This window comes from Cellulomonas sp., from assembly GCF_965229465.1.
Taxonomy (GTDB): domain Bacteria; phylum Actinomycetota; class Actinomycetes; order Actinomycetales; family Cellulomonadaceae; genus Cellulomonas.
The window spans coordinates 784347-808445 of record NZ_OZ245882.1 but is presented as its reverse complement, the minus strand read 5'-3'; the positions used below and the strand labels follow the sequence as shown (position 1 = coordinate 808445).

Here is a 24099-nt window from a genome sequence, read left to right as displayed (position 1 = left end):
AAGTATGTCCGCCTCGCCCGGCCCCGTGCAGGCGCCGTCCGGGTCAGCCGTCGTCGCGCCGCTGCCACCGGAAGGTGCGGACCCCGACCACCAGCGCGCCGACCGCCCACACCAGCAGCACCGCCGCCGTCGGCCCGTGCTGCCACGAGCCGCTGACCTCCCACGCCTCGGCGCTGGGCGGCAGGAACACCGACCTCATGCCCTGAGCCATCCACTTCAGGGGGAACACCGACGCCACCTGCTGCATCCAGGTGGGCAGGTCCTGGAACACGAAGAACACCCCGGAGATGAACTGGAGCACCAGGACCACCGGGGTGACCACCGCGCTCGCGGACTTCCCGCTGCGGGGGACCGAGGAGAACGCGACCCCGGCCAGCGTCCCGGCGGCCGTCCCGAGCACGAACACCCACGCGAAGGTGGCCCACGCGGTCGCGGTCGTCGGCAGGGGGACGTCGAAGAGCAGCGCCGCCGCGGCGAGCAGCAGCGCCGTCTGGACGAGGGAGGTCGCCAGGACCTCGCCGGTCTTGCCCAGAAAGTACGCCGCCGACGGCAGCGGCGTCCCGTGCAGCCGCTTGAGACCGCCGTCGTCGCGCTCGACGGCGATCGAGATCGCCAGCTGCTGGAAGCTCGAGAGCATCACGCCCGTCGCGACCATGCCGGGCAGGAAGTACTGCGCGAACGGGATCCCGGGCTCCGGGCCGACCGTCGCACCGTCCTGGCCGAAGACCGTCGCGAAGATCGCGAGCATGATGATCGGGTACGCGAAGATGAAGACGACCGCGTCGCGCTCGCGGAAGAAGGTACGCACCTCGTAGCCGGTGCGGGCCAGCCCGAGGCGCAGCACGCCGGGCAGCCGGGTCCGCGTGTCGACGACGCTCACGAGGTCCCCCCGTCGATCAGGCTGAGGTACACGTCCTCCAGCGTCGGGCGCAGCACCTGCAACCCAGGGACCTCCCCGCCGAGGGTCCCGGTCAGCTCGACGACCACCTGGGTGGGCGTGTCCGTCCGCACCTCGCGCGTCTCGCCGTCCAGCGTCCAGCGCACCACGGCCTGTCGTGCGGTCCGGCCGCCGAGGTCCGCGGGGGTCCCCTCGGCGACCACCTGACCGTCGCGGACCACGAGCACCCGGTCGGCGAGCCGCTCGGCCTCCTCCAGGTAGTGCGTCGTGAGCAGGATCGTCGTGCCGCCGTCGGCGAGCGCCTCCACCAGGTCCCAGAACGAGCGGCGGGCCTGCGGGTCGAACCCGGTCGTCGGCTCGTCGAGGAACAGCAGCTCCGGCCGGCCGACGATGCCCAGGGCCACGTCGAGGCGTCGCCGCTGGCCGCCGGACAGCTGCCTGGCGCGCGTGGTGACCTTCTCCCGCAGCCCGACGGAGTCGATCACCTCGTCGGGGTCGCGGGGGTCCGGGAAGAACCGCGCGAAGTGGTGCACCAGCTCCCCGACCGTCGCCTCGGCGAGGTCGTTGTTGGTCTGGAGCACGATGCCCAGGCGCGAGCGCCAGGCCCGGTCGCCGGACTGCGGGTCCTGCCCGAGCACCCGGACGTCGCCGGCGTCCCGCGACCGGTACCCCTCGAGGATCTCGACGGTCGTCGTCTTCCCGGCTCCGTTGGGCCCGAGGATCGCGACCACCTCGCCGTGCGCGACGTGCAGGTCGAGGCCGTCGACCGCGTGCTTCTCGCCGTAGGACTTCCGGAGCCCGGCGACCTCGACGGCGTTCGGCACGGTCGGCTACTCGGCCTCGGCCAGCAGCGCCTGGATGCGCGTGACGCCCTCGACGAGGTCGTCGTCGCCCAGCGCGTAGGACAGCCGCAGGTAGCCGCTCGGACCGAACGCCTCGCCCGGGACCACCGCGACCTCGGCCTCCTCGAGGATCAGCGTGGCCAGCTCGGCCGAGGTGTGCGGGGTGACCCCCCGGATCGTCCGGCCGAGCACCCCCTCGACCGACGGGTACACGTAGAACGCTCCCTCGGGGGTCGGCACCTGCACGCCGTCGATCTGCGACAGCATGTCGACGATCGTGCGGCGCCGACGGTCGAACGCGGTGCGCATCTCCTCGACCGCCGTGAGGTCCCCGCTCAGGGCGGTGATCGCGGCGCGTTGCGAGATGTTCGCGACGTTGGACGTGAGGTGCGACTGGAGGTTCGTGGCGGCGGTGATGACGTCCGCGGGCCCGATCATCCAGCCGACCCGCCACCCGGTCATCGCGTAGGTCTTGGCGACGCCGTTCAGCACGATCGTCGTGTCCGCCAGCTCCGGCACCACGCGGACGATCGGCGTGAAGACGGCGTGGTCGTAGGTGAGGTGCTCGTAGATCTCGTCGGTGATGACCCACACGCCGTGCTCGAGGGCCCACCGCCCGATCGCGGCGGTCTGCTCCGGGGAGTAGACGGCGCCGGTCGGGTTGGACGGGGAGTTGAACAGGAGCACCTTGGTCTTCGGGGTGCGGGCCGCCTCGAGCTGCTCGACGGTCACCAGGTAGCCCTGGTCCGCGCCGGCGAACACCTCGACCGGCACGCCACCCGCCAGGCGGACGGCCTCCGGGTAGGTGGTCCAGTACGGCGCGGGCAGGATGACCTCGTCGCCCGGGTCCACGATCGCCGCGAACGACTGGTACACCGCCTGCTTGCCACCGTTGGTGACCAGCACGCTCGAGGGCTTCACCTCGTAGCCGGAGTCGCGCAGCGTCTTGGTGGCGATCGCCTCGCGCAGCGCGGGCAGGCCGGCGGCGGGCGTGTAGCGGTGGTTGGCCGGGTCCTTCGCGGCGGCGATCGCGGCGTCGACGATGTACGCGGGGGTCGGGAAGTCCGGCTCCCCGGCGCCGAAGCCGATCACGGGACGCCCGGCGGCCTTGAGCGCCTTGGCCTTGGCGTCGACCGCGAGCGTCGCGGACTCGGCGATGGCGGCCAGCCGTGCGGACACGCGGGGACGGGGGGAGGTCTGCTCGCTCACGGGGCCCATAGTGGCAGAGGTCACGCGCACTCGTGCCCGCCAATTCTGTCCGTCGGTTCGGCCGTCGGCTCGGTCCGCGGCGCCCCTCGGGACGGTTCGACCCACGAGCCCTCGTCGCGTACAGTGGACCCCCGGCGGTTGACGTCCGCCATGATGAGCCGTGCCCCGGAGGTTTTCGGGAGCCCGCACGGACCCCCTGCGGGTGGTGTCCGTCGGTGCGCGCCTGTGGGTGTGCGGATCGTCGTGGAGGCCCAGGCCGCCGTAGGGCAGTGGCGCAATTGGTAGCGCAGCGGTCTCCAAAACCGCAGGTTGCAGGTTCGAGCCCTGTCTGCCCTGCGCACGCTTCTCTCCGTCCGGGTCCGCCCGGACGGAGAGGCGGCGAGCAGGACCGCCGGTCGGTCCGGCGCGATGCGTCGGCCGGTCGGGCTGCTGGGATCCGCACGGAGCCCGGCATCACGAACCACCACGAGAACGTAGGGGCCAGACGTGAGCGAAACAGCACCGGCTGCGGCGTCCGACGCCGAGGGTTCGGCGGCGCGCCCGTCGGCTCCCAAGGCCGCCGGCAAGGGCTCGTCGCAGTCTCGTGGCGGCCTGTTCGCCCGCATCGCACTCTTCGTCCGCCAGGTCGTCGCGGAGCTGAAGAAGGTCGTCCGGCCCACGCGGTCGGAGCTGATCACGTACACGAGCGTCGTGCTCGTGTTCGTCGCGGTGGTCATGGCCTTCGTCACCGTGGTCGACCTGGGCATCGGCAAGCTCACGTTCTGGGTCTTCGGAGGCTGACAGCCCCTCGGGGCCAGCCCCGACAGTCAGGCAGTCGCCCCACCCGGGTGGAGCACCCACCGTCCCGGTCCGCCGGGGCGCACACGCAGGAGAAAGCAGGTTCGCACGTGTCGCAGGAGTCGCAGGAGCCCACCACGGGCGCCGAGGCGGAGCTCGAGGACGCCATCGCGTCGGTCGAGGCCGTCGAGTCGTCGGCTGTCGAGGACGCCTCGTCCGAGGATGTCAGCGCTGACGCCACCGAGAGCGACGAGCCGGCTGACGAAGGCGCCGAGCCTGCCGCCGACGAGGACGCGGAGGAGGTCGAGGCCGACGAGGCCGACGCCGAAGACGAGCCCGACGTCGAGGAGGACCCGGTCGCAGCGTTCAAGGCGCAGCTGCGCAGCCAGCTGGGTGACTGGTACGTCATCCACTCCTACGCCGGCTACGAGAACCGCGTGAAGGCGAACCTCGAGAACCGTCGCCAGAGCCTCAACATGGAGGACTTCATCTACGCGGTGGAGGTCCCCATGGAGGAGGTCGTGGAGATCAAGAACGCGCAGCGCAAGGTCGTCAAGCGCGTCCGGATCCCCGGCTACGTCCTCGTCCGCATGGACCTCACCGACGAGTCGTGGGGCGCCGTCCGGCACACGCCGGGTGTCACGGGCTTCGTCGGCCACACGCACCAGCCCGTCCCGCTGACGCTGGACGAGGTCTTCTCGATGCTCGCGCCGTCGCTGGAGCCCAAGCAGTCGACCACCGCTGCCGGCGCCGCCAAGGCCGCCTCCCAGATCAAGGTCGACTTCACCGTCGGCGAGTCGGTCACCGTCACGGACGGCCCCTTCGACACGCTGCCGGCCACGATCTCCGAGATCAACGCCGAGAGCCAGAAGCTCAAGGTGCTCGTCTCCATCTTCGGCCGGGAGACCCCGGTCGAGCTGTCCTTCAGCCAGGTCGCCAAGATCTGACTGAGCGCGCCCGCACAGCGGGCGCGCACTGCAACCGGGTCATCGCCCACGGCGTCGGCCCACGACACGAACGGAAGCAGCTATGCCCCCGAAGAAGAAGGTCACCGGCCTGATCAAGCTCCAGATCAAGGCCGGCGCAGCCACCCCCGCGCCGCCGATCGGTCCGGCGCTGGGTCAGCACGGCGTCAACATCATGGAGTTCTGCAAGGCGTACAACGCGGCCACCGAGGCGCAGCGCGGCAACGTCATCCCCGTGGAGATCACGGTGTACGAGGACCGCTCGTTCACCTTCATCACGAAGACGCCGCCGGCCGCCGAGCTGATCAAGAAGGCCGCCGGTGTGGCCAAGGGGTCCCCGACCCCGCACACCGTCAAGGTCGCCAGCCTCACCCGGGCCCAGGTCACCGAGATCGCGAGCACCAAGCTCGAGGACCTCAACGCGAACGACCTGGCCGCGGCCGAGAAGATCATCGCGGGCACCGCCCGTTCGATGGGCATCACCGTCCAGGGCTGATTCCAGCCCAGCTCTACCCGGAAATGTGGCAGGGCCATGTGCGGCCCGCAGACCACGACTGCTGATCAAGGAGAACCAAGCAGATGGCTAAGCACAGCAAGGCGTACCGCGCCGCGGTCGAGAAGATCGAGGAGGGCCACCTCTACAGCCCCCTCGAGGCTGTCCGGCTCGCGCAGACGACGTCCACCACCAAGTACGACTCGACCGTCGAGGTGGCTTTCCGCCTCGGTGTCGACCCGCGCAAGGCGGACCAGATGGTCCGCGGCACGGTCAACCTGCCCCACGGCACCGGCAAGACGGCCCGCGTCATCGTGTTCGCCACCGGCGAGCGCGCTGAGCAGGCCCGCGCCGCGGGTGCCGACGAGGTCGGTGGCGACGAGCTCATCGACAAGGTCGCGGCCGGCTGGACCGACTTCGACTCCGCCGTCGCGACGCCCGACCTCATGGGCAAGGTCGGTCGACTGGGCAAGGTTCTGGGCCCGCGTGGTCTCATGCCGAACCCGAAGACCGGCACCGTGACGATGGACGTGGCCAAGGCCGTGTCCGACATCAAGGGCGGGAAGATCGAGTTCCGCGTGGACCGTCACGCGAACCTGCACTTCATCATCGGCAAGGTGTCGTTCTCCGACACCGCGCTCGTGGAGAACTACGCCGCGGCGCTCGACGAGATCCTGCGGCTGAAGCCGTCGGCCTCGAAGGGCCGCTACATCGCCAAGGCGACGGTCTCGACGACGAACGGCCCCGGCATCCTCGTCGACCAGAACAAGACGCGGAACCTGCTCGAGGACGACGCCGCCTGACGGTAGCTCCAGCACGACGAAGGCCCGGCCCCCCCTGCGGACCGGGCCTTCGCCGTTGCGGACGACCGGGGTCAGCGCATGCGCCGTGCCGCCCCCGGTCGAGCTGCACCGACCAGCTCGAGCGGCCGGGTCCACAGGCCCGAGAGCCAGCTGAGCTCGTCGTCGGTCGGCTCCTGCGCCACGGCGAGCTGTGCGGTCCACTCGATCGCGGTGCCCACCGTCCGCGCGACCGCCATCGCGCGGGTCGGTGTCGCGTCGCCGCCGAGGCTGCGGTACTCGGCGAGGAACGTCGCCACCGGGTCCAGCTCCCAGCCCGGGTCGAGGACCGGGCCGAGCGCGATGGCGACCCAGTCGAGCGCGGTGGCCACGTCCCACCGCGGGTCACCGCAGCCCGCACCGTTCTCGCGGGCCAGGACCGTGCCGTCCGGCTGTGCGGAGCCCCCCAGCAGGACGGCGCGGACGGAGCCGTTCACCCGGGTCACGGCCACGTCGTCGCCCGTGGGCTCGCCGTGGATCCACTGCGCGGTCGTCCACGTCGAGCGGGCGTCCTCGAGGGCACGGGCGATCGCGGGGTGGGCCCGCACGGCCCACACCGGCCCCGCCTGAGCCGGCAGGGTGCCGAGCCAGTCGGGCAGGGGTTCGTCGAGCACCCAGGGCAGGTCGGCGGTCGGGGTGAGCGACGTCAGCGGCGTGCGGTGCAGGCGCACCAGGGCGGCCGCCCACGCGGACAGGAGCGAGGTCAGCCGTGCGCGCAGGACGGGCGTCGGCCCGTGCTGGTGGAGACGCCCGACGAGGTCCTCCAGCTCCCGCACCAGGGGCCGTCCGTCCGGTTCCAGCGCCTGTGTGGACCCCTGCTCGCGCTGGTGCCGGGCCGGGTGCGTCTGGCCCGGTGCGGGTGGCGCCGCAGGGTCCGCGACGAGCGCGACGACCTCCGGCGAGGGGCCGGCCGCCGTGTGGCGGCCGACCCGCGGGCGCAGCGCGACGACGCGTGCCGACGGGCTCCGGTCGACCGCGGTGCGGTTGCGGCCGGCGGCCGTGCTCTCGACGTCGACGGACATCGCGCTGCCCTTCCTCTCTGCTGGTGGGTTCTGGGTGGGTGGGTGGGTGCGGTCAGCGAGCCCGGCCGCGGACGATCGCCGTGACGTACCCCGCCCAGAACGCCTCGCGGAGCCGCAGCGCCGTGTAGGCCCGGGCGCCGGCCGCGCCGCCCGAGGGAACCCGCGAGCTGTACGCCTCGGTGAAGGGCTCCGTGAACGGCTCGGTGAACGGCTCCGTGAAGGGTTCGGTGAACGGTTCGGTGAACGGGTTGGCTCCGAATGCCTCGGTGAACGGCTCCGTGAACGGCTCGGTGAAGGGCTCCGTGAAGGGTTCCGTGAACGGTTCGGTGAAGGGCTCAGTGAACGGTTCGGTGAACGGGTTGGCCCCGAATGCCTCTGTGAAGGGCTCTGTGAACGGCTCCGTGAACGGCTCGGTGAAGGGCTCGGTGAACGGCTCGGTGAACGGCTCGGTGAACGGGTTGGCTCCGAGGGCCTCGGTGAACGGCTCTGTGAAGGGCTCTGTGAACGGCTCCGTGAACGGCTCGGTGAAGGGTTCCGTGAAGGGCTCGGTGAACGGCTCCGTGAACGGTTGCGCCTCCGCGCCGGCGGCCGCGGCGGACTGCGCGGACGGCGCCGCCGTGGGGTGCGCCTGAGCCGCCACCCGGCGACCGGTGGCGCCGTTCCCGCTCGCCGCCGTCTCCCGTGCGGCCGGACGCCGGCGAGCACGCCGGGCACCGTACGCCGCCTGGACCGGCGGGAAGAGCGAGCCGGCGGCGGTCGCCCGCGCCGAACGGGAGCGTGCCGACCGGCGGGCGGCCAGGGCGCGTGCGGCGCGCGGGGTGAGGACGTCGACGCCGAGGGTGTCCAGCACGGCGGCGATCGGGTTCGCGACGGAGAAGGACCCGTCGTCCTCGCCCGCCCACAGCAGCCCCACGACGCGTCCGTCCTCGGTGACGATCGCGGAGCCGGAGTCGCCCTCGGCCGAGAAGGCGGCGACGCCGTCGGCGGGCTCGATGCGGATCTGGTCCCGCAGCGTCTTCCACCCGATGCCCGGACCGAAGTCGACGGAGGTGGTGTAGTCGGTCGAGGTGATGGTGCCGGTGGTGAGCCCCGTCGTGCGACCGGTCTTGCGGACGGACGAGCCGTCGGTGGCAGGCTCGGAGCCGGTGACGGCGCCGATGCCCACGATCCCCGGCAGCCAGGGCGCTCCCGGTGCCAGGGCGACCACGGCGGCGTCGATGTGGTCGGTCAGCGCCCCACGCACCAGCGCGCCCACGCGGTCGGAGCGCGGGTTGCCGCCGTCCGCCAGGGCCGGCTGGATCCAGGTGCTCGCGACGTCCTCGAGCCCGTCACCGGCCGCGACGTGCCAGTTGGTGAGCCCGAACGTCTGGCCGGTGTGCCGCTCGTAGACCAGCACACCGAGCGTGCCGTTCACCGACCGCAGCTGGGCCTTGCCGTCGACCGGGATCGTCACCGGGGTCGCGGGTCCGATGCTGATGCCGCCGGCGAGGGGCCGGACGCGCTTGCTCGCGGGGAGGGGCTCCGTGCCGGACAGGAGCCGCACGCGGTGCTCGACGACGTCCGTCGGGATGCCGCCGAACTCGCTGGGGATGCGCTCGCCGTCGGACAGGTCGCCGTCGGCGCGCTTGCGCTCGACGTGGACCACGATCGCCTGCCGGCCGGTGGGTGATCCGTCGGACCACTTCTCGCCGATGTCGACACCGACCACGCCGGGCCGGGCGATGAGCGCGTCCTCGACGGTGCGCTTCGTCGTACGGATCTGCTCGCGGGTGTACGGGTCGGATGTGGGGTCCTGCTCAGTCATGTCGCGCGTCTCCTCAACCGGTCGGGTGCTCGTCAGGAGCGGGTGTACCCGGACCAGATACATCCACCCGGATGAACAGTTGCAGAGATGTATCTGGATGCCGAGGGGGTGCTCCTCTTCGTCGACCCCGTCGGGTGGGGTCGCCCGCGGGTGCTCGCGGGGGCAGGTCGTCACCAGCGGCGTGCCCGGGGCAGCGGCGAGCGACGTCGATCGTCCTTGTCGGGGTTGTCCGGGTCGTCCTACTGTGTGCGGGGCGGCCGCCCGACGAGGCCTGCCTGTGAGGGGTCCATGATGAGTGACGACCTGGTGGAGCCGGTGGACACCGAGCTCCGCAGCCAGGGTGAGGGGCTCGCCGACCAGGCGGCCCGCGCGGTGGTGGCCTACCGCGACGGAGACCGTGCGCCGCTCGCCGCCCTGGTGCAGGTGATGACCCCGCTGCTGTGGCACACGGTGCGCGCCCAGGGGGCTGACCCCGAGCTGGCGCAGGACATCGTGCAGAACACCTGGCTGACGCTCGTGCGGGACATCGAGTCGATCCGGGATCCCCGGGCGACGCTCCAGTGGATGCTCGTGACGGCCAAGCGCGCCGCGTGGAGGTCGGTGCGCCGCAGCCGCGACGAGATGGTGCGGCACGAGCAGGACGAGCACGTCACCGACTGGCTGGCGGCGCCGGCGGACGACCTGCCCGACACGGTGGCCGTGCGCTCCGAGCGCGACCGGCTGCTCTGGCAGCACGTGTCGGAGCTGCCGGACCGGTGCCGACGCCTGCTCGGGCTCGTCGCGCTGGTGGACCGGCCGGACTACGGGGTGGTGTCCAGAGCGCTGAGCATGCCTGTCGGGAGCATCGGCCCCACCCGCGGCCGCTGCCTCGCCAAGCTGCGCGTCGCACTCGCCTCCGACCCCGCCTGGAGCGTGTCATGAGCACCGACGAGAGGACCCTCGCGCTGGTCGCCGCGGGTGGCCTGGACCTCGACGACCGGCGGATCCTGAACCACCTGGCGGAGCTGGTCGAGCGGGCGGACCCGGTACCGCCCGGCCTCATCGAGCGCATCGGCATGGCCCTGACGATCGAGGCGATGCACGCCGAGGTGGCGGAGCTGCACCTGGTCGGTGAGCCCGCGCTGGCGGTCCGCGCCGACGAGACGAGCATCGAGGCCGGCACGATCACGTTCACCACGGACGTGCTCACCGTGATGATCTCGGTGCACGCCGAGGCCGGACGCGTCCGGGTCGACGGCTGGGCGGCGCCCGCGGGCGAGCTCTCGGTGGAGCTGCACCAGGGCGGCGACATGACGAGCACGACGTCGGACTCGGACGGTCGCTTCTCGTTCTCCGACATCGAGCGGGGACCCGCGCGGCTGGTGCTTCGCCGACCCTCGGAGCCCACGATCCCCATCGTCACGCCCCAGATCGAGCTCTAGCGCAGATGTCCGAACCCGGCGGTCCGGCGGCGACCGGACCGCCGTCACTCGGCGCCCTGGCCGAGCAGGTGCAGCGAGCCGACGACGACAACGCGGAGGGCAGACCCACCCGCGCTCGTCGCCGGCTGCGGCCTGCCCTGCGTGCGCTCGACGCGATGCCGTCGACGCCGGAGGTGGCGCACTGGCGTGGCCGGGCGCTGATCGAGCTGGCCAAGTGCGACTTCGAGACCCGGGGCGGCCCGCGCCCCGTCCTCGACCGGCTCGACGCGATGCTGACCGAGCAGGAGGTGTCCGGCGAGGGGTGGCGCGGACTGCCGGGGGCGGTCGCGGGACTGCGCGGGTTGCTGGCGCTGCGGGCCGGCCGCCAGGACGACGCGCTGCGCGAGCTGGACGTGGCCATCGCGGCGTCCGACGAGGCCGACCCCATCGACGCGTGCCGCTCGCTGCTGAACCGCGGCGTGCTGCACATCGAGCGCCGGGAGGTCGCGGCGGCGCGGGCGGACTTCGCCGAGTGCGCCCGCCGCGCGCGCGAGGCAGGGTTCGTCCGCCTCGTGTTCAAGGCGGAGCACAACCTCGGCTACCTCAGCTTCGTCGCCGGGCGCATGCCGGAGGCGCTCGCGGTGATGGAGGCCGCGGCCGCGATCCTGCCCGGGCCGCCCCGGCCCACCGCGCTCCAGGACCGCGCGCGGGTGCTGCTCGAGGCGGGCCTGGTGGGTGTCGCGGACAGCACCCTGGCCGAGGCCGCCGCCCTGTTCGCGGAGCAGCACCTGCCCCGCGACGTCGCCGAGTGCGAGCTCGGCCGTGCGGAGTGCGCGATGCTGCGCGGAGACCTCGCCGCGGCGCGCGACTTCGCCCTGTCCGCCGAGCGGCGGTTCCGTCGACGGGGCGACGACGCCTGGGTGGTCCGGTCGTCGCTGCTGGCGCTCCAGGCGGACGCCGAGGCGTACGCGGCTGCTCCCGGGGACGTGCTCTCCCGCGCCCGCTGGGCGGCGCTGGCTCGCAGCGCCGGTCGGCTGGAGCAGATGTGCGTGTCCACCGGGCGCACCATCTGGGCCACGGCCGCCGCGTACGTGCGGATCGAGGCCGACCTGGCGCGCGGGGTGCTCACCGACCCGGCCGGCACGCTGGAGGCGCTGGGGGCCGTGCGGAACAGCGACCCGATCGCGGTCCGTCTGCACGGCCGCCGCATCCGCGCCATGCTCGCCCTGGAGGCGGGGGATCGCGAGCGCGCCGGGCGGTATGTCCGCGCGGGTCAGCGCGATCTCGGGCTGCACCGGTCGCGGTTCGGCTCGCTCGACCTGCGGACCGCGGGAGCGGTGCACGGGACCGGGCTGGCGGCCCTCGACGTGTCGCTGGCGCTGGCCACCGGTCGCGCCTCGGCGGTGCTGGACGCGGCCGAGCGGGTGCGGTCCGTGATCGGCGGCACCCCGCGGGTCAACCCGCCCAGCGACCCGGTCTCCGCGGCCCTGCTCGAGGAGCTGCGCGAGCTGATCGACAAGAACCGCGGCGTCCGGCTGCGGGTGGGCGGCGACCCGCGGCTCGTCCGCGTCGAGCGCGAGGCCCAGCGCCTGAAGCACGAGATCCTCGCCCGCTCCTGGCACGAGAGCGGTCGGGCCGGCGGTGACCGGGCGGGGCGTGCCGTCGAGGTGCGCCGCGTGCTGCGCGACCGGCCCGGGGGTGTGGTCCTCGACGTGCTCGAGCACCGCGGCGAGCTCCTGGCGGTCGAGGTCGGCGACGACCGCACCGTCCTGCACCACCTCGGGGAGACGGCGAGCATCTCCGAGCTGGTCCGCCGCGTGCACGCGGACCTGGAGGTGACCGCGAACCCCCTGGTGCCGGCCGACCTGCGCGGGGTGGCGCTGAGCTCGCTGCACAACGGGATGACGGGGCTGGAGCGGCGGCTCAGGCCGGCGCTGGGGGCTCCCGGGGAGCTGGTCGTCGTGGCGACCGGCTGGCTCGGCGTCCTGCCGTGGTCGATGCTCCCGTCGCGCGTGGGCCTGCCGACCGTCGTCGCCCCGTCGGTGCACCACTGGATGACCTACGCGGGGACGGCGAGAACCCTCCCCACGCGGGTCAGCGCCGCGGCCGGGCCGGGTCTGCGGCACGCCGAGACGGAGGCCGAGGAGATCGGCCGGCTGTGGCCCGGGGGAGAGGTCGTGGTGGGCGAGGAGGCGACGGTCTCCCGGATGATCGCGCTGCTGGGCTCGCCGGGCATCGTGCACCTGGCCGCGCACGGCCGCCACGAGCCCGACAACCCGCTGTTCTCGTCCGTGCGCATGGCCGACGGCCCCCTGTTCGCGCACGAGCTGGACTCGGGCGGAGGGTCGCCCGACCTGGTCCTGCTGTCCAGCTGCGAGGTCGGCCGGGCGAGCATCCGGGCCGGGGGAGAAGCACTCGGGCTGGCGAGCGTGCTGCTGCGCACCGGGGTCGGCTGCGTGGTCGCGGCGCTCGCGCCGTTGCCCGACGCCACCGCGCTGAAGGTGATGACGCGCACGCACGCCCTGCTGGCCACGGGGGTGCCGGTGGCGCAGGCCGTCGCGACCGCGACCGCGGAGGACGCGGCGCAGACCGGGGTCGTCGCCCCGCTGGTCTGCCTGGGCGCCCCGCTCTGAGGGCGATTTGGTCACCCTCGGCGGGTGCCGTACCCTGAGGGGACCCAAAGACCGCCGGTCGTCGACCGTGTCGTGCGCACGCAGTGCTCACGCCCGATCGCCCGAAGTCCCGCAGCAGCGGAGGCCAGCGCAGGTGAGTGTTCCCGGATGGTTCGGCTTGCGCCGAGCTGCCTGCCGAGCCCCGCGCCTGCGCGGGGCTCTTCTCGTTGGTGGACGTGACGACCGGTGGCACCACCATCGGAAGGATTGCCATGGCGAGGCCGGACAAGGCAGCCGCTGTCGCAGAGCTCACGGACCTGTTCCGCGACTCCAACGCAGCCGTGCTGACCGAGTACCGCGGGCTCACCGTTGCTCAGCTCAAGAAGCTGCGCAAGGCGCTCAGCGGCAACGCAACCTACGCCGTGGTGAAGAACACGCTGACCGCGATCGCGGCCAAGGATGCCGGCCTCGAAGGCCTCGACGACGCGCTCACGGGCCCGTCGGCGATCGCCTTCGTCTCCGGTGACCCGGTCGAGGCCGCCAAGGGACTGCGTGACTTCGCCAAGGCGAACCCTGCACTGGTCATCAAGGGCGGTGTCCTCGACGGACGCGCCCTGACCGCTGCGGACGTCACCAAGCTCGCGGACCTCGAGTCCCGTGAGGTTCTGCTGGCCAAGGCGGCCAACGTGTTCAAGGCGTCGCTCTTCCAGGCGGCCTACCTGTTCACGGCCCCCGCCGCTCAGGCTGCACGCACCGTCGACGCTCTCCGGCTCAAGCTCGAGGAGTCGACCGAGGTCGCTGCCTGAGCCGTCCGGCGACAGGCACTTACTGAACCCCCGCCCAGGTAGGCCGCACCGGCCGCCGGGCATCGAACGGAAGGAACCGCCATCATGGCGAAGCTCACCACCACCGAGCTCATCGACGCGTTCAAGGAGCTCTCCCTCATCGAGCTCTCCGAGTTCGTGAAGGCGTTCGAGGAGACCTTCGAGGTCACCGCTGCCGCTCCGGTCGCCGCCGCGGCCCCCGCCGGCGCCGGTGGCGCCGCCGAGGTCGAGGTCGAGGAGGAGAAGGACTCGTTCGACGTCGTTCTCGAGTCCTCCGGCGAGAAGAAGATCCAGGTCATCAAGGAGGTGCGCGTCCTGACGAGCCTCGGCCTGAAGGAGGCCAAGGACCTCGTGGACGCCGCTCCCAAGGCCGTCCTGGAGGGCATCACCAAGGAGGCCGCCGAGAAGGCCAAGGCGACCCTCGAGGCCGCCGGCGCCACGGTCACCCTCAAGTGATCGCCGCCTCCGTCGCCGGTCAGCCGGTCGCACGGAGGTAGCACGCCAGCCCGCTCGACGAGGCCCGCGTCCCCTCAGGGGCGCGGGCCTCGTCGCGTCCGGACGAGGGACGGACTTTCGCCGGCCCGCCACGTGTGCCACCATGTGCGCGACGACAACGACGTCGTCGTGCGGGCGGAGCCGCCCGCTCGTACCGGACGCCTCAGGGTCGGTCACCCATCACGGTGGGGGACTCCAGGGGGTGTCGATGCCGGGTGGACTTTCACTCGGCGGCCGAGTATGCTAGCGCTTTGCGCTGGCCTGTGCCCGCGATCCCGTATAACCCGAGCCCACCTTCGTCGTCAATACACGACGTCGTGGGGCTCGCCGGCCGGGGGATCGCGCCTAGCCAGGACCAGCGCAGCGTGCACTCGATCCGCTGGGAAGGACCCCTCTTTTGGCTGCCTCGCGCACCCCTTCTGCTCCGACCGCCGACGCCATCGCGAACCGCACCGCCTCTCGCCGTATCTCCTTCGCCAAGATCCACGAGCCCCTCGAGGTCCCGGACCTGCTCGGTCTGCAGACGGAGAGCTTCGACTGGCTGCTCGGCAACGAGAAGTGGCAGGGCCGTGTGGCCAAGGCCCTCGAGGCCGGTCGGCAGGACGTTCCCGAGACCGCTGGTCTCGAGGAGATCTTCGAGGAGATCTCGCCCATCGAGGACTTCGGCGGCTCCATGTCGCTGTCGTTCCGCGAGCACCGCTTCGAGCCGCCGAAGTACACGGCCGAGGAGTGCAAGGAGAAGGACTTCACCTTCGCCGCCCCGCTGTTCGTCACGGCGGAGTTCGTCAACTACACCACCGGTGAGATCAAGAGCCAGACGGTCTTCATGGGCGACTTCCCGCTCATGACGGAGCGCGGCACGTTCATCATCAACGGCACCGAGCGCGTCGTCGTCTCGCAGCTCGTCCGCTCGCCGGGCGTCTACTTCGAGCGCACCGCGGACAAGACGTCCGACAAGGACGTCCTCACGGCCAAGGTCATCCCGAGCCGCGGCGCCTGGCTCGAGTTCGAGATCGACAAGCGCGACAACGTCGGCGTGCGCGTCGACCGCAAGCGCAAGCAGAACGCCACGGTGCTGCTCAAGGCGCTCGGCATGACGGACGCGGAGATCCGCGAGGAGTTCGCCAACTACCCCGCCGTCATCGACACGCTGGACAAGGACCACGTCCAGACGCAGGACGAGGCGCTGCTCGACCTCTACCGCAAGATCCGCCCGGGCGAGCCGCCCACGGTCGAGGCCGGTCGCGCGCTCATCGAGAACTTCTACTTCAACCCGAAGCGCTACGACCTCGCCAAGGTCGGCCGCTACAAGCTGAACAAGAAGCTCGGCCTGGACGTCCCGCTCGCCGACTCCGTCCTGTCCAAGGACGACGTCGTCGCGACCATCAAGTACCTGGCGTCGCTGCACATCGACATGCCGTCGCTGCCGGGCACGCGTGGCGGCGAGTCCGTCGAGATCCGCGTCGAGCCCGACGACATCGACCACTTCGGCAACCGTCGCATCCGCGCGGTCGGCGAGCTCATCCAGAACCAGGTCCGCACGGGCCTGTCGCGGATGGAGCGCGTCGTGCGCGAGCGCATGACGACGCAGGACGTCGAGGCGATCACCCCGCAGACCCTGATCAACATCCGCCCCGTGGTGGCGTCGATCAAGGAGTTCTTCGGCACGTCGCAGCTGTCGCAGTTCATGGACCAGAACAACCCCCTCGCGGGCCTGACGCACAAGCGTCGCCTCTCCGCGCTGGGCCCGGGTGGTCTGTCCCGCGACCGCGCCGGCATGGAGGTCCGTGACGTCCACCCGTCGCACTACGGCCGCATGTGCCCGATCGAGACCCCTGAGGGCCCGAACATCGGCCTCATCGGCTCGCTCGCCACGTACGGGCGGATCAACCCGTTCGGCTTCGTCGAGACCCCGTACCGCAAGGTCATCAAGGGCAAGGTCTCGGACGAGGTCCACTACCTGACGGCCGACGACGAGGACCGCCACGTCATCGCGCAGGCCAACGCCCCCCTCAAGGCCAACGGTGCCTTCGAGGAGGACCGCGTCCTGGTGCGCGTCAAGGGCGGCGAGATCGAGTACGTCGCCGGCGAGGCCGTCGACTACATGGACGTCTCCCCGCGCCAGATGGTGTCGGTGGCCACGGCCCTGATCCCGTTCCTGGAGCACGACGACGCCAACCGTGCCCTCATGGGTGCCAACATGCAGCGCCAGGCCGTCCCGCTGGTCCGTTCCGAGGCCCCGCTCGTGGGCACCGGCATGGAGCGTCGTGCGGCCATCGACGCGGGCGACGTCATCGTCGCGACGAAGCCGGGTGTCGTCACCGAGGTGTCGGCGGACCTGATCGTCGTCGCCAACGACGACGCCACCACGTCGACGTACCGCGTCGCCAAGTTCCGTCGCTCGAACCAGGGCACGTCCTACAACCAGCGCGTGCTGGTCGACCAGGGCGCCCGCGTCGAGGTCAACTCGGTGCTCGCCGACGGACCGGCCACGGACGAGGGCGAGCTCGCGCTCGGCCGCAACCTGCTGGTCGCGTTCATGTCGTGGGAGGGCCACAACTACGAGGACGCGATCATCCTGTCGCAGCGCCTCGTGCAGGACGACGTCCTGTCCTCGATCCACATCGAGGAGCACGAGGTCGACGCGCGCGACACCAAGCTCGGCCCGGAGGAGATCACGCGGGACATCCCGAACGTCTCCGAGGAGGTCCTCGCGGACCTGGACGAGCGCGGGATCATCCGCATCGGCGCCGAGGTCGCGGCCGGCGACATCCTCGTCGGCAAGGTCACGCCCAAGGGCGAGACCGAGCTGACCCCGGAGGAGCGCCTGCTCCGTGCGATCTTCGGTGAGAAGGCGCGCGAGGTCCGCGACACGTCGCTCAAGGTGCCCCACGGCGAGTCCGGCACGGTCATCGAGGTCCGCACGTTCAGCCGGGAGGACGGCGACGAGCTGCCCGCCGGCGTGAACGAGCTGGTCCGCGTGTACATCGCGCAGCGCCGCAAGATCACGGACGGCGACAAGCTGGCCGGCCGTCACGGCAACAAGGGCGTCATCTCCAAGATCCTGCCGGTCGAGGACATGCCGTTCCTCGCCGACGGGACCGCGGTCGACGTCGTCCTCAACCCGCTCGGTGTCCCCGGCCGCATGAACGTCGGCCAGGTCCTCGAGACGCACCTCGGCTGGGTGGCCAAGCAGGGCTGGGACATCCAGCTCGCCGAGGGCGACGTGTCCTGGCGGGACGACGTCCCGGCCATCGCCGCGTCGTCGCCGGCCGGGAACCCGGTCGCCACGCCCGTGTTCGACGGTGTCCCGGAGACGACCCTCACCGGTCTGCTCTCGGCCACGCTGCCCAACCGTGACGGTGTGCGCACCGTGGGCGGCGACGGCAAGGCGCGCCTGTTCGACGGGCGCTCCGGCGAGCCGTTCCCGGAGCCGGTGGCCGTCGGCTACATGTACATCCTCAAGCTGCACCACCTCGTCGACGACAAGATCCACGCACGTTCCACGGGTCCGTACTCGATGATCACGCAGCAGCCGCTGGGTGGTAAGGCGCAGTTCGGTGGCCAGCGGTTCGGCGAGATGGAGGTGTGGGCCCTCGAGGCGTACGGCGCTGCCTACACGCTGCAGGAGCTCCTCACCATCAAGTCGGACGACGTCCCCGGACGCGTCAAGGTGTACGAGGCGATCGTCAAGGGGGAGAACATCCCCGACTCGGGCATCCCGGAGTCCTTCAAGGTCCTCCTCAAGGAGATGCAGTCGCTCTGCCTGAACGTGGAGGTGCTGTCCTCGGACGGCGTCTCCATCGACATGAAGGAGAACGACGACGAGGTCTACCGCGCCGCGGAAGAGCTCGGCATCGACCTGTCCCGGCGTCCGAACGCCAGCAGCGTCGAAGAGATCTGACGTCGAGCCCCCGGTCGGCTCCTCACCCGAGATGCCGACCGGGGTGCCCGCACCCTTTAGCAACATTTCCGTTCCGCTGGTGCTCGACACCGGCAAGCGAAGGAAGTAGGACCCCTCTTGCTCGACGTCAACGTCTTCGACGAGCTGCGTATCGGCCTTGCCTCGGCCGACGACATCCGTGCCTGGTCGCACGGCGAGGTGAAGAAGCCCGAGACCATCAACTACCGGACCCTGAAGCCGGAGAAGGATGGCCTGTTCTGCGAGAAGATCTTCGGTCCCACCCGGGACTGGGAGTGCTACTGCGGCAAGTACAAGCGCGTGCGCTTCAAGGGCATCATCTGCGAGCGCTGCGGCGTCGAGGTGACCCGCTCGAAGGTCCGTCGTGAGCGCATGGGCCACATCGAGCTCGCCGCGCCCGTCACGCACATCTGGTTCTTCAAGGGTGTGCCGTCGCGACTCGGCTACCTGCTCGACCTCGCCCCGAAGGACCTCGAGAAGGTCATCTACTTCGCGGCCTACATGATCACGTGGGTCGACGTCGACGGCCGGCACGAGGACCTCCCCAACCTCCAGAACGGGATCGACCTGGAGAAGAAGGAGATCTCGGACCGCCGCGACAACGACATCAACACCCGCGCCAGCAAGCTCGAGGCCGACCTGGCCGAGCTCGAGGCCGAGGGTGCCAAGGCCGACGCCCGCCGCAAGGTGCGCGACTCCGCCGAGCGCGAGATGGCTCAGATCCGCAAGCGCGCGGACGCCGAGCTGGACCGCCTCGACGCGGTCTGGGACCGGTTCAAGAACCTCAAGGTCGCTGACCTCGAGGGCGACGAGATGCTCTACCGCCAGCTCCAGGACCGGTACGGCAACTACTTCGAGGGCTCGATGGGCGCCGCGGCGATCCAGAAGCGTCTCGAGGCGTTCGACCTCGAGGCCGAGTCCGACTCGCTGCGCGAGATCATCAAGACCGGCAAGGGCCAGCGCAAGACGCGTGCCCTCAAGCGGCTCAAGGTCGTCAACGCGTTCCTGACGACGACCAACTCGCCCACCGGCATGGTGCTCGACGCCGTCCCGGTCATCCCGCCGGACCTGCGTCCGATGGTCCAGCTGGACGGTGGCCGCTTCGCCACCTCGGACCTGAACGACCTGTACCGCCGCGTGATCAACCGGAACAACCGCCTCAAGCGGCTGCTCGACCTGGGCGCGCCCGAGATCATCGTCAACAACGAGAAGCGGATGCTCCAGGAGGCCGTCGACTCGCTGTTCGACAACGGCCGCCGCGGCCGTCCGGTGACCGGACCGGGCAACCGCCCGCTCAAGTCGATCTCGGACATGCTCAAGGGCAAGCAGGGTCGGTTCCGTCAGAACCTGCTCGGCAAGCGCGTCGACTACTCGGGCCGTTCGGTCATCGTCGTCGGCCCGCAGCTCAAGCTGCACCAGTGCGGTCTGCCCAAGCAGATGGCGCTCGAGCTCTTCAAGCCCTTCGTCATGAAGCGGCTCGTCGACCTCAACCACGCGCAGAACATCAAGAGCGCCAAGCGCATGGTCGAGCGCGCGCGCCCGGTCGTGTGGGACGTCCTCGAAGAGGTCATCACCGAGCACCCCGTGCTGCTCAACCGTGCGCCCACGCTGCACCGTCTGGGCATCCAGGCGTTCGAGCCGCAGCTCGTCGAGGGCAAGGCCATCCACCTGCACCCGCTCGTCTGCGCCGCGTTCAACGCGGACTTCGACGGTGACCAGATGGCGGTCCACCTGCCCCTGAGCGCCGAGGCGCAGGCCGAGGCCCGCATCCTCATGCTCTCGAGCAACAACATCCTCAAGCCGTCGGACGGTCGTCCGGTGACCATGCCCTCGCAGGACATGATCATCGGCCTGTACCACCTGACCAACGACAAGGACGAGGCGCTCGGGAACGGCCGTGCGTTCAGCACGGTCTCCGAGGCGATCATGGCGTTCGACCAGGGCTCCCTGGACCTGAACGCCGTGGTGCGGATCCGGTTCGACGACCTGGTCCTGACCGAGGAGGCCGCGCCCGAGGGGTGGTCCGAGGGCGACGCGCTGCTCTACGAGACGACCCTGGGTCGTGCGCTGTTCAACGAGCTGCTGCCCGTGGACTACCCGTACGAGAACGGCGTCGTCGACAAGAAGCGCCTCTCGGTCATCGTCAACGACCTGGCCGAGCGCTACCCCAAGGTCGAGGTCGCGGCCTCGCTGGACGCGCTCAAGGAGGCCGGCTTCCGCTGGGCCACCCGCTCGGGCGTCACGATCGCCATCTCGGACGTCACGACCCCGGCCGCCAAGGCAGCCATCCTCGAGGAGCACGAGGGACGCGCGGCGAAGGTGCAGGGCCAGTACGAGAAGGGCCTGATCACCGACGACGAGCGTCGCCAGGAGCTCATCGAGATCTGGACGCAGGCCACCGACAAGGTCGCCAAGGCCATGCAGGACAACTTCCCGAAGCACAACACCGTCTACAAGATGGTCGGCTCGGGTGCGCGTGGTAACTGGATGCAGGTCCGCCAGATCGCCGGCATGCGTGGCCTCGTGGCCAACCCGAAGGGCGAGATCATCCCTCGCCCGATCAAGTCGAACTACCGCGAGGGGCTGTCGGTCCTCGAGTACTTCATCGCGACGCACGGTGCCCGCAAGGGTCTGGCGGACACCGCTCTGCGGACCGCCGACTCGGGCTACCTGACCCGTCGTCTGGTGGACGTCTCGCAGGACGTCATCGTCCGTGAGGACGACTGCGGCACCGAGCGTGGTCTGACCATGCCGATCGGCGTGCCGGGGACTGACGGCGCGCTGCGTCGTCACGACAAGGTCGAGACGAGCGTCTACTCGCGCACATTGGCGACGGACGTCGAGATCGACGGCGAGGTCATCGGTCACGCCGGTGACGACGTCGGCGACGTGCTGCTCGACCGCCTCCTCGAGGCCGGCGTCACCGAGATGAAGATCCGCTCGGTGCTCACCTGCGAGTCCCGCGTCGGCACGTGCGCGCGCTGCTACGGCCGTTCGCTGGCCACCGGCAAGCTCGTCGACATCGGCGAGGCCGTCGGAATCATCGCGGCCCAGTCGATCGGTGAGCCCGGCACGCAGCTGACGATGCGTACCTTCCACACCGGTGGTGTGGCGTCGGCCGACGACATCACGCAGGGTCTGCCGCGTGTCCAGGAGCTCTTCGAGGCCCGCACCCCCAAGGGTGAGGCGCCGATCGCGGAGTTCTCCGGCCGCATCGCGGTGGAGGACGGCGACCGTTCGCGTCGCCTCGTCCTCACGCCCGACGACGGCTCGGAGGAGATCGCCTACCCGATCACCAAGCGTTCGCGCCTGCTGATCTCGGACGGCGACCACGTCTCCGTGGGCACCCAGCTCGTCGTGGGTGCGGTGGACCCGAAGAAGGTCCTGCGCATCCTCGGCCCGCGTGCCACGCAGAAGCACCTGGTCGACGAGGTGCAGGTCGTCTACTCCTCGCAGGGTGTGGACATCCACGACAAGCACATCGAGGTCATCGTGCGGCAGATGCTGCGCCGCGTGACGGTCCTCGACTCCGGCACCACCGACCTGCTGCCCGGCGAGCTCGCCGAGCGTGGGCGCTTCGAGGACGCGAACCGCGCTGCGGTGTCCGAGGGCGGTCAGCCGGCGTCGGGTCGTCCGGAGCTCATGGGCATCACGAAGGCGTCGCTCGCGACGGACTCGTGGCTGTCGGCGGCCTCCTTCCAGGAGACCACCCGGGTGCTCACCGAGGCCGCGATGTCGGGTCGTTCCGACCCGCTGCTCGGCCTCAAGGAGAACGTCATCCTCGGCAAGCTCATCCCGGCCGGCACGGGCCTGCCCCGCTACGGCAACATCGCGGTCGAGCCCACCGAGGAGGCCAAGGCCGAGCTGTACCCGACCTTCGGCTACGACGAGATCGACTTCCCCGCCCTGGGCCTCGGCTCCGGCGAGGCGATCCCGCTCGAGGACATCGACTTCGGTGACTACCGCTGACGAGGTCCGCTGACCGACCCTGATCGACCCTGAGGGGGCCCACCGCGAGGTGGGCCCCCTCAGTCGTGTGCCCGGCTCACGACGGGTCCGGATCAGGGCCCGTGGGCCCACCACGCCGGTCGTCCCCCCTGTGATGCTGACCGGCGTGATCACACGTGGCCGACGCAGGGGCGCACCGGGGCTCGACGACCGGGGCGCCGGGACGCTCGAGTACCTCGGGATCGTCGTGGTCGCGGCCCTGCTCGTCGGCGCGCTGGTCACGGCGTTCGTGCGCGCCGACATCGGCACCGTCCTGGCGTGCGAGCTGCGCTCGATCGTCGACCAGTCGGGCACGTGCGGCGGGCCCGAGGTGCCGACGACGTACGACGCCGACGGCGACGGCGAGGACGACGATGTCAGCGCCGTCGGGGACCAGCCGACCCGCATCGACGACGGCCCGGCCACCGACACCGGCGGCAGCGACACGGTCTACGACACCGCGACGCCGACCACGGACACGGTCGACCAGGACGCCGTCGACGACGCCCTGGACGACATCCGCGACGCCCTCGACGGCGGCTTCTTCGGCGTCCGCGGCGGCGACCTGGACGACGCGAAGGACGCCCTCGACGGCCTCAACGGCGCCGAGATCGACGCGCTGATCGCCTCCATGTCCGACGACGAGCTCCGCCACTGGATCAACGAGCTCGAGGACGGCTGGGTCGGCGGGGGATGGGACCGCGAGCAGCGCCGCGAGCTGTGGGAGCTGATCGTCAGCAAGGCGAGCAAGGCGACCCTGGACCGGCTGGCCGGCCTGACGGACGAGATCCAGCCGTCGTTCGACGACGTGGGCGGCGACGGCGCCCGGGACGACCCCGAGAGCGTCGCCAACACCGCCGACTACGACGAGGTCAACCACCAGCTGGTCGTCGGCGGCATCAAGCCCATGGACATCGCGCAGGGCGCCATCGGCGACTGCTGGTACATGGCGTCCCTGATGGCGGTCGTGCAGGCCGACCCGAGCGTGATCGGGGGCGCGATCACCCAGAACGCCAACGGCACGTACACGGTGCGCCTGTACGACGACGGCAAGCCGGTCTACATCACCGTCACGCCGGACATGGTGGTCCGGGACGACAACCCCGCGTTCTCGTACCAGTCGCCGCAGAAGCTCGCCGACGGCACCCAGGGGTACGAGCTGTGGCCGCTGGTGATGGAGAAGGCGCTCGCCCTGCACTGGGGCGACTACGCGGCCATCGAGGGGGACTCCCCGGGGCTCGGCCTCGAGGTGGTGACGGGTCAGTCCAGCTCGTCGTCGTCGCTCGACGACGCGCCCAGCGTGTCCGAGCTCAGCTCGTTGCTGGACGGAGGGGGAGCCGTGACGCTCGCCTCGTTCGGGGAGGGTGACGACCTGCCGGACACCTACGGCAACGCGTCCGACGGCGGCCTCGTGACGGGGCACGCGTACTACGTGAAGTCGGTCGATACGAAGAAGGGCACCGTCACGGTGGTCAACCCGTGGGGCTCGGCATATGCGCCGATCACGCTGTCGTACGCTGAGTTCCAGGACAGCTTCAGCACGATCTACACGAACGAGGTGAACCCGTGACCGGCTCGGTGGGGTTACGGGGCAGAGGCCTCGCGGCGCTGCTCGTCGGGACCGCGCTGCTGCTCGCCGGGTGCGGGCCGTCGGACGACGAGGGGGACGCCGTGGAGCACCCGGAGGGTTCTCGCGCGCTGGTGCTCAACCAGCCGACCGCGATCGGCGACTACCGGGTCGTGGCCTCGAACGTGACCGAGGACGAGGCCGGCATCGACGTCGTCAGTGACGGCCCGGCCGAGGGGGACCGGGTGGCGCTGGGCGACGAGGCCACGATCGGCGGGTTCACGTTCACCCTCGTCGACATCGTGCTGGACGAGAAGGACTCGGCCCCGGGTGGCAGCGGGACGACGGTCTGGATCCTCCCCGCCGACTGACGGGCCCGCCCGGGAACAGGTGCGGCCGTTCTGAGGTTCTAGTACACGTCCTACGGCTGCCGGCCGACACCT

At 71.0% G+C, this 24099-nt stretch carries 18 protein-coding genes and 1 tRNA gene; 14 read left to right on the top strand and 5 right to left on the bottom strand.

Annotation, left to right across the window (positions count from 1 at the left end):
- Positions 1-43 precede the first annotated feature (43 nt).
- From ACO06A_RS03830 to ACO06A_RS03820, 3 genes are read right to left on the bottom strand one after another with little or no spacing between them, the layout of a single operon-like run.
- Positions 44-880 (bottom strand): ABC transporter permease, encoded by an 837-nt coding sequence (locus ACO06A_RS03830; RefSeq protein ID WP_421734735.1) that lies wholly within the window; start codon positions 878-880, stop codon positions 44-46.
- Positions 877-1722: an ABC transporter ATP-binding protein gene (locus tag ACO06A_RS03825; RefSeq protein WP_421734734.1), complete on the bottom strand. Its 846-nt coding sequence runs from the start codon at positions 1720-1722 to the stop codon at positions 877-879. The genes ACO06A_RS03830 and ACO06A_RS03825 overlap by 4 nt, the downstream gene beginning before the upstream one ends.
- 6 nt (positions 1723-1728) lie before the next feature.
- Positions 1729-2958: a pyridoxal phosphate-dependent aminotransferase gene (locus ACO06A_RS03820; protein WP_421736007.1), complete on the bottom strand. Its 1230-nt coding sequence runs from the start codon at positions 2956-2958 to the stop codon at positions 1729-1731.
- A gap of 254 nt (positions 2959-3212) precedes the next feature.
- Here ACO06A_RS03820 and ACO06A_RS03815 point away from each other — a divergent pair.
- The 5 genes from ACO06A_RS03815 (at position 3213) to rplA (ending at position 5987) form a co-directional block, all read left to right on the top strand.
- Positions 3213-3285 (top strand) — tRNA-Trp (locus ACO06A_RS03815).
- A 150-nt stretch (positions 3286-3435) separates the two neighbouring features.
- A complete protein-coding gene (secE, locus tag ACO06A_RS03810; protein ID WP_056088859.1) occupies positions 3436-3729 on the top strand; it encodes a preprotein translocase subunit SecE in 294 nt (97 codons plus the stop codon).
- A gap of 107 nt (positions 3730-3836) precedes the next feature.
- Complete coding sequence (nusG, locus tag ACO06A_RS03805) at positions 3837-4673, top strand: transcription termination/antitermination protein NusG (RefSeq protein WP_421734733.1); 837 nt, start codon at positions 3837-3839, stop codon at positions 4671-4673.
- Between the two features lie 82 nt (positions 4674-4755).
- Complete coding sequence (rplK, locus tag ACO06A_RS03800; protein ID WP_175347990.1) at positions 4756-5187, top strand: 50S ribosomal protein L11; 432 nt, start codon at positions 4756-4758, stop codon at positions 5185-5187.
- 83 nt (positions 5188-5270) lie between these two features.
- Positions 5271-5987 carry a 50S ribosomal protein L1 gene (gene rplA / locus ACO06A_RS03795; RefSeq protein ID WP_175347991.1) on the top strand — a complete coding sequence of 239 codons (717 nt, stop codon included), beginning with the start codon at positions 5271-5273 and terminating at the stop codon, positions 5985-5987.
- Between the two features lie 71 nt (positions 5988-6058).
- Here the strand turns inward: rplA and ACO06A_RS03790 are convergent, their stop codons facing one another.
- Together ACO06A_RS03790 and ACO06A_RS03785 are read right to left on the bottom strand one after the other, a co-directional pair.
- Positions 6059-7045 carry a hypothetical protein gene (locus ACO06A_RS03790; protein WP_421734732.1) on the bottom strand — a complete coding sequence of 329 codons (987 nt, stop codon included), beginning with the start codon at positions 7043-7045 and terminating at the stop codon, positions 6059-6061.
- A 52-nt stretch (positions 7046-7097) separates the two neighbouring features.
- The gene (locus tag ACO06A_RS03785) at positions 7098-8849 is read right to left on the bottom strand and encodes a peptidase S32 (protein ID WP_421734731.1); all 1752 of its coding nucleotides are present in this window, start codon (positions 8847-8849) and stop codon (positions 7098-7100) included.
- Positions 8850-9140: 291 nt separating this feature from the next.
- On the opposite strand from ACO06A_RS03785, the gene ACO06A_RS03780 reads away from it, so the two are divergent.
- From ACO06A_RS03780 to ACO06A_RS03740, 9 genes are all read left to right on the top strand, one after another.
- The gene (locus ACO06A_RS03780; protein ID WP_421734730.1) at positions 9141-9770 is read left to right on the top strand and encodes an RNA polymerase sigma factor; all 630 of its coding nucleotides are present in this window, start codon (positions 9141-9143) and stop codon (positions 9768-9770) included.
- On the top strand, positions 9767-10270 hold the full coding sequence (locus ACO06A_RS03775; RefSeq protein WP_421734729.1) for a carboxypeptidase regulatory-like domain-containing protein: 504 nt from the start codon (positions 9767-9769) through the stop codon (positions 10268-10270). The genes ACO06A_RS03780 and ACO06A_RS03775 overlap by 4 nt, the downstream gene beginning before the upstream one ends.
- 5 nt (positions 10271-10275) lie before the next feature.
- Positions 10276-12882, top strand: coding sequence for a CHAT domain-containing protein (locus tag ACO06A_RS03770; RefSeq protein WP_421734728.1), 2607 nt, complete (start codon positions 10276-10278; stop codon positions 12880-12882).
- A gap of 251 nt (positions 12883-13133) precedes the next feature.
- Entirely contained in the window at positions 13134-13667 is a 534-nt protein-coding gene (rplJ, locus tag ACO06A_RS03765) for a 50S ribosomal protein L10 (protein WP_421734727.1), read from the top strand.
- A gap of 84 nt (positions 13668-13751) precedes the next feature.
- A complete protein-coding gene (gene rplL, locus ACO06A_RS03760; protein ID WP_421734726.1) occupies positions 13752-14141 on the top strand; it encodes a 50S ribosomal protein L7/L12 in 390 nt (129 codons plus the stop codon).
- A 436-nt stretch (positions 14142-14577) separates the two neighbouring features.
- Complete coding sequence (gene rpoB, locus ACO06A_RS03755; RefSeq protein ID WP_421734725.1) at positions 14578-18084, top strand: DNA-directed RNA polymerase subunit beta; 3507 nt, start codon at positions 14578-14580, stop codon at positions 18082-18084.
- A gap of 117 nt (positions 18085-18201) precedes the next feature.
- Positions 18202-22071 carry a DNA-directed RNA polymerase subunit beta' gene (locus tag ACO06A_RS03750; RefSeq protein ID WP_421734724.1) on the top strand — a complete coding sequence of 1290 codons (3870 nt, stop codon included), beginning with the start codon at positions 18202-18204 and terminating at the stop codon, positions 22069-22071.
- A 145-nt stretch (positions 22072-22216) separates the two neighbouring features.
- Positions 22217-23659 (top strand): C2 family cysteine protease, encoded by a 1443-nt coding sequence (locus ACO06A_RS03745; RefSeq protein WP_421734723.1) that lies wholly within the window; start codon positions 22217-22219, stop codon positions 23657-23659.
- A complete protein-coding gene (locus ACO06A_RS03740; RefSeq protein ID WP_421734722.1) occupies positions 23656-24027 on the top strand; it encodes a hypothetical protein in 372 nt (123 codons plus the stop codon). The genes ACO06A_RS03745 and ACO06A_RS03740 overlap by 4 nt, the downstream gene beginning before the upstream one ends.
- The last annotated feature ends 72 nt before the right edge of the window (positions 24028-24099 follow it).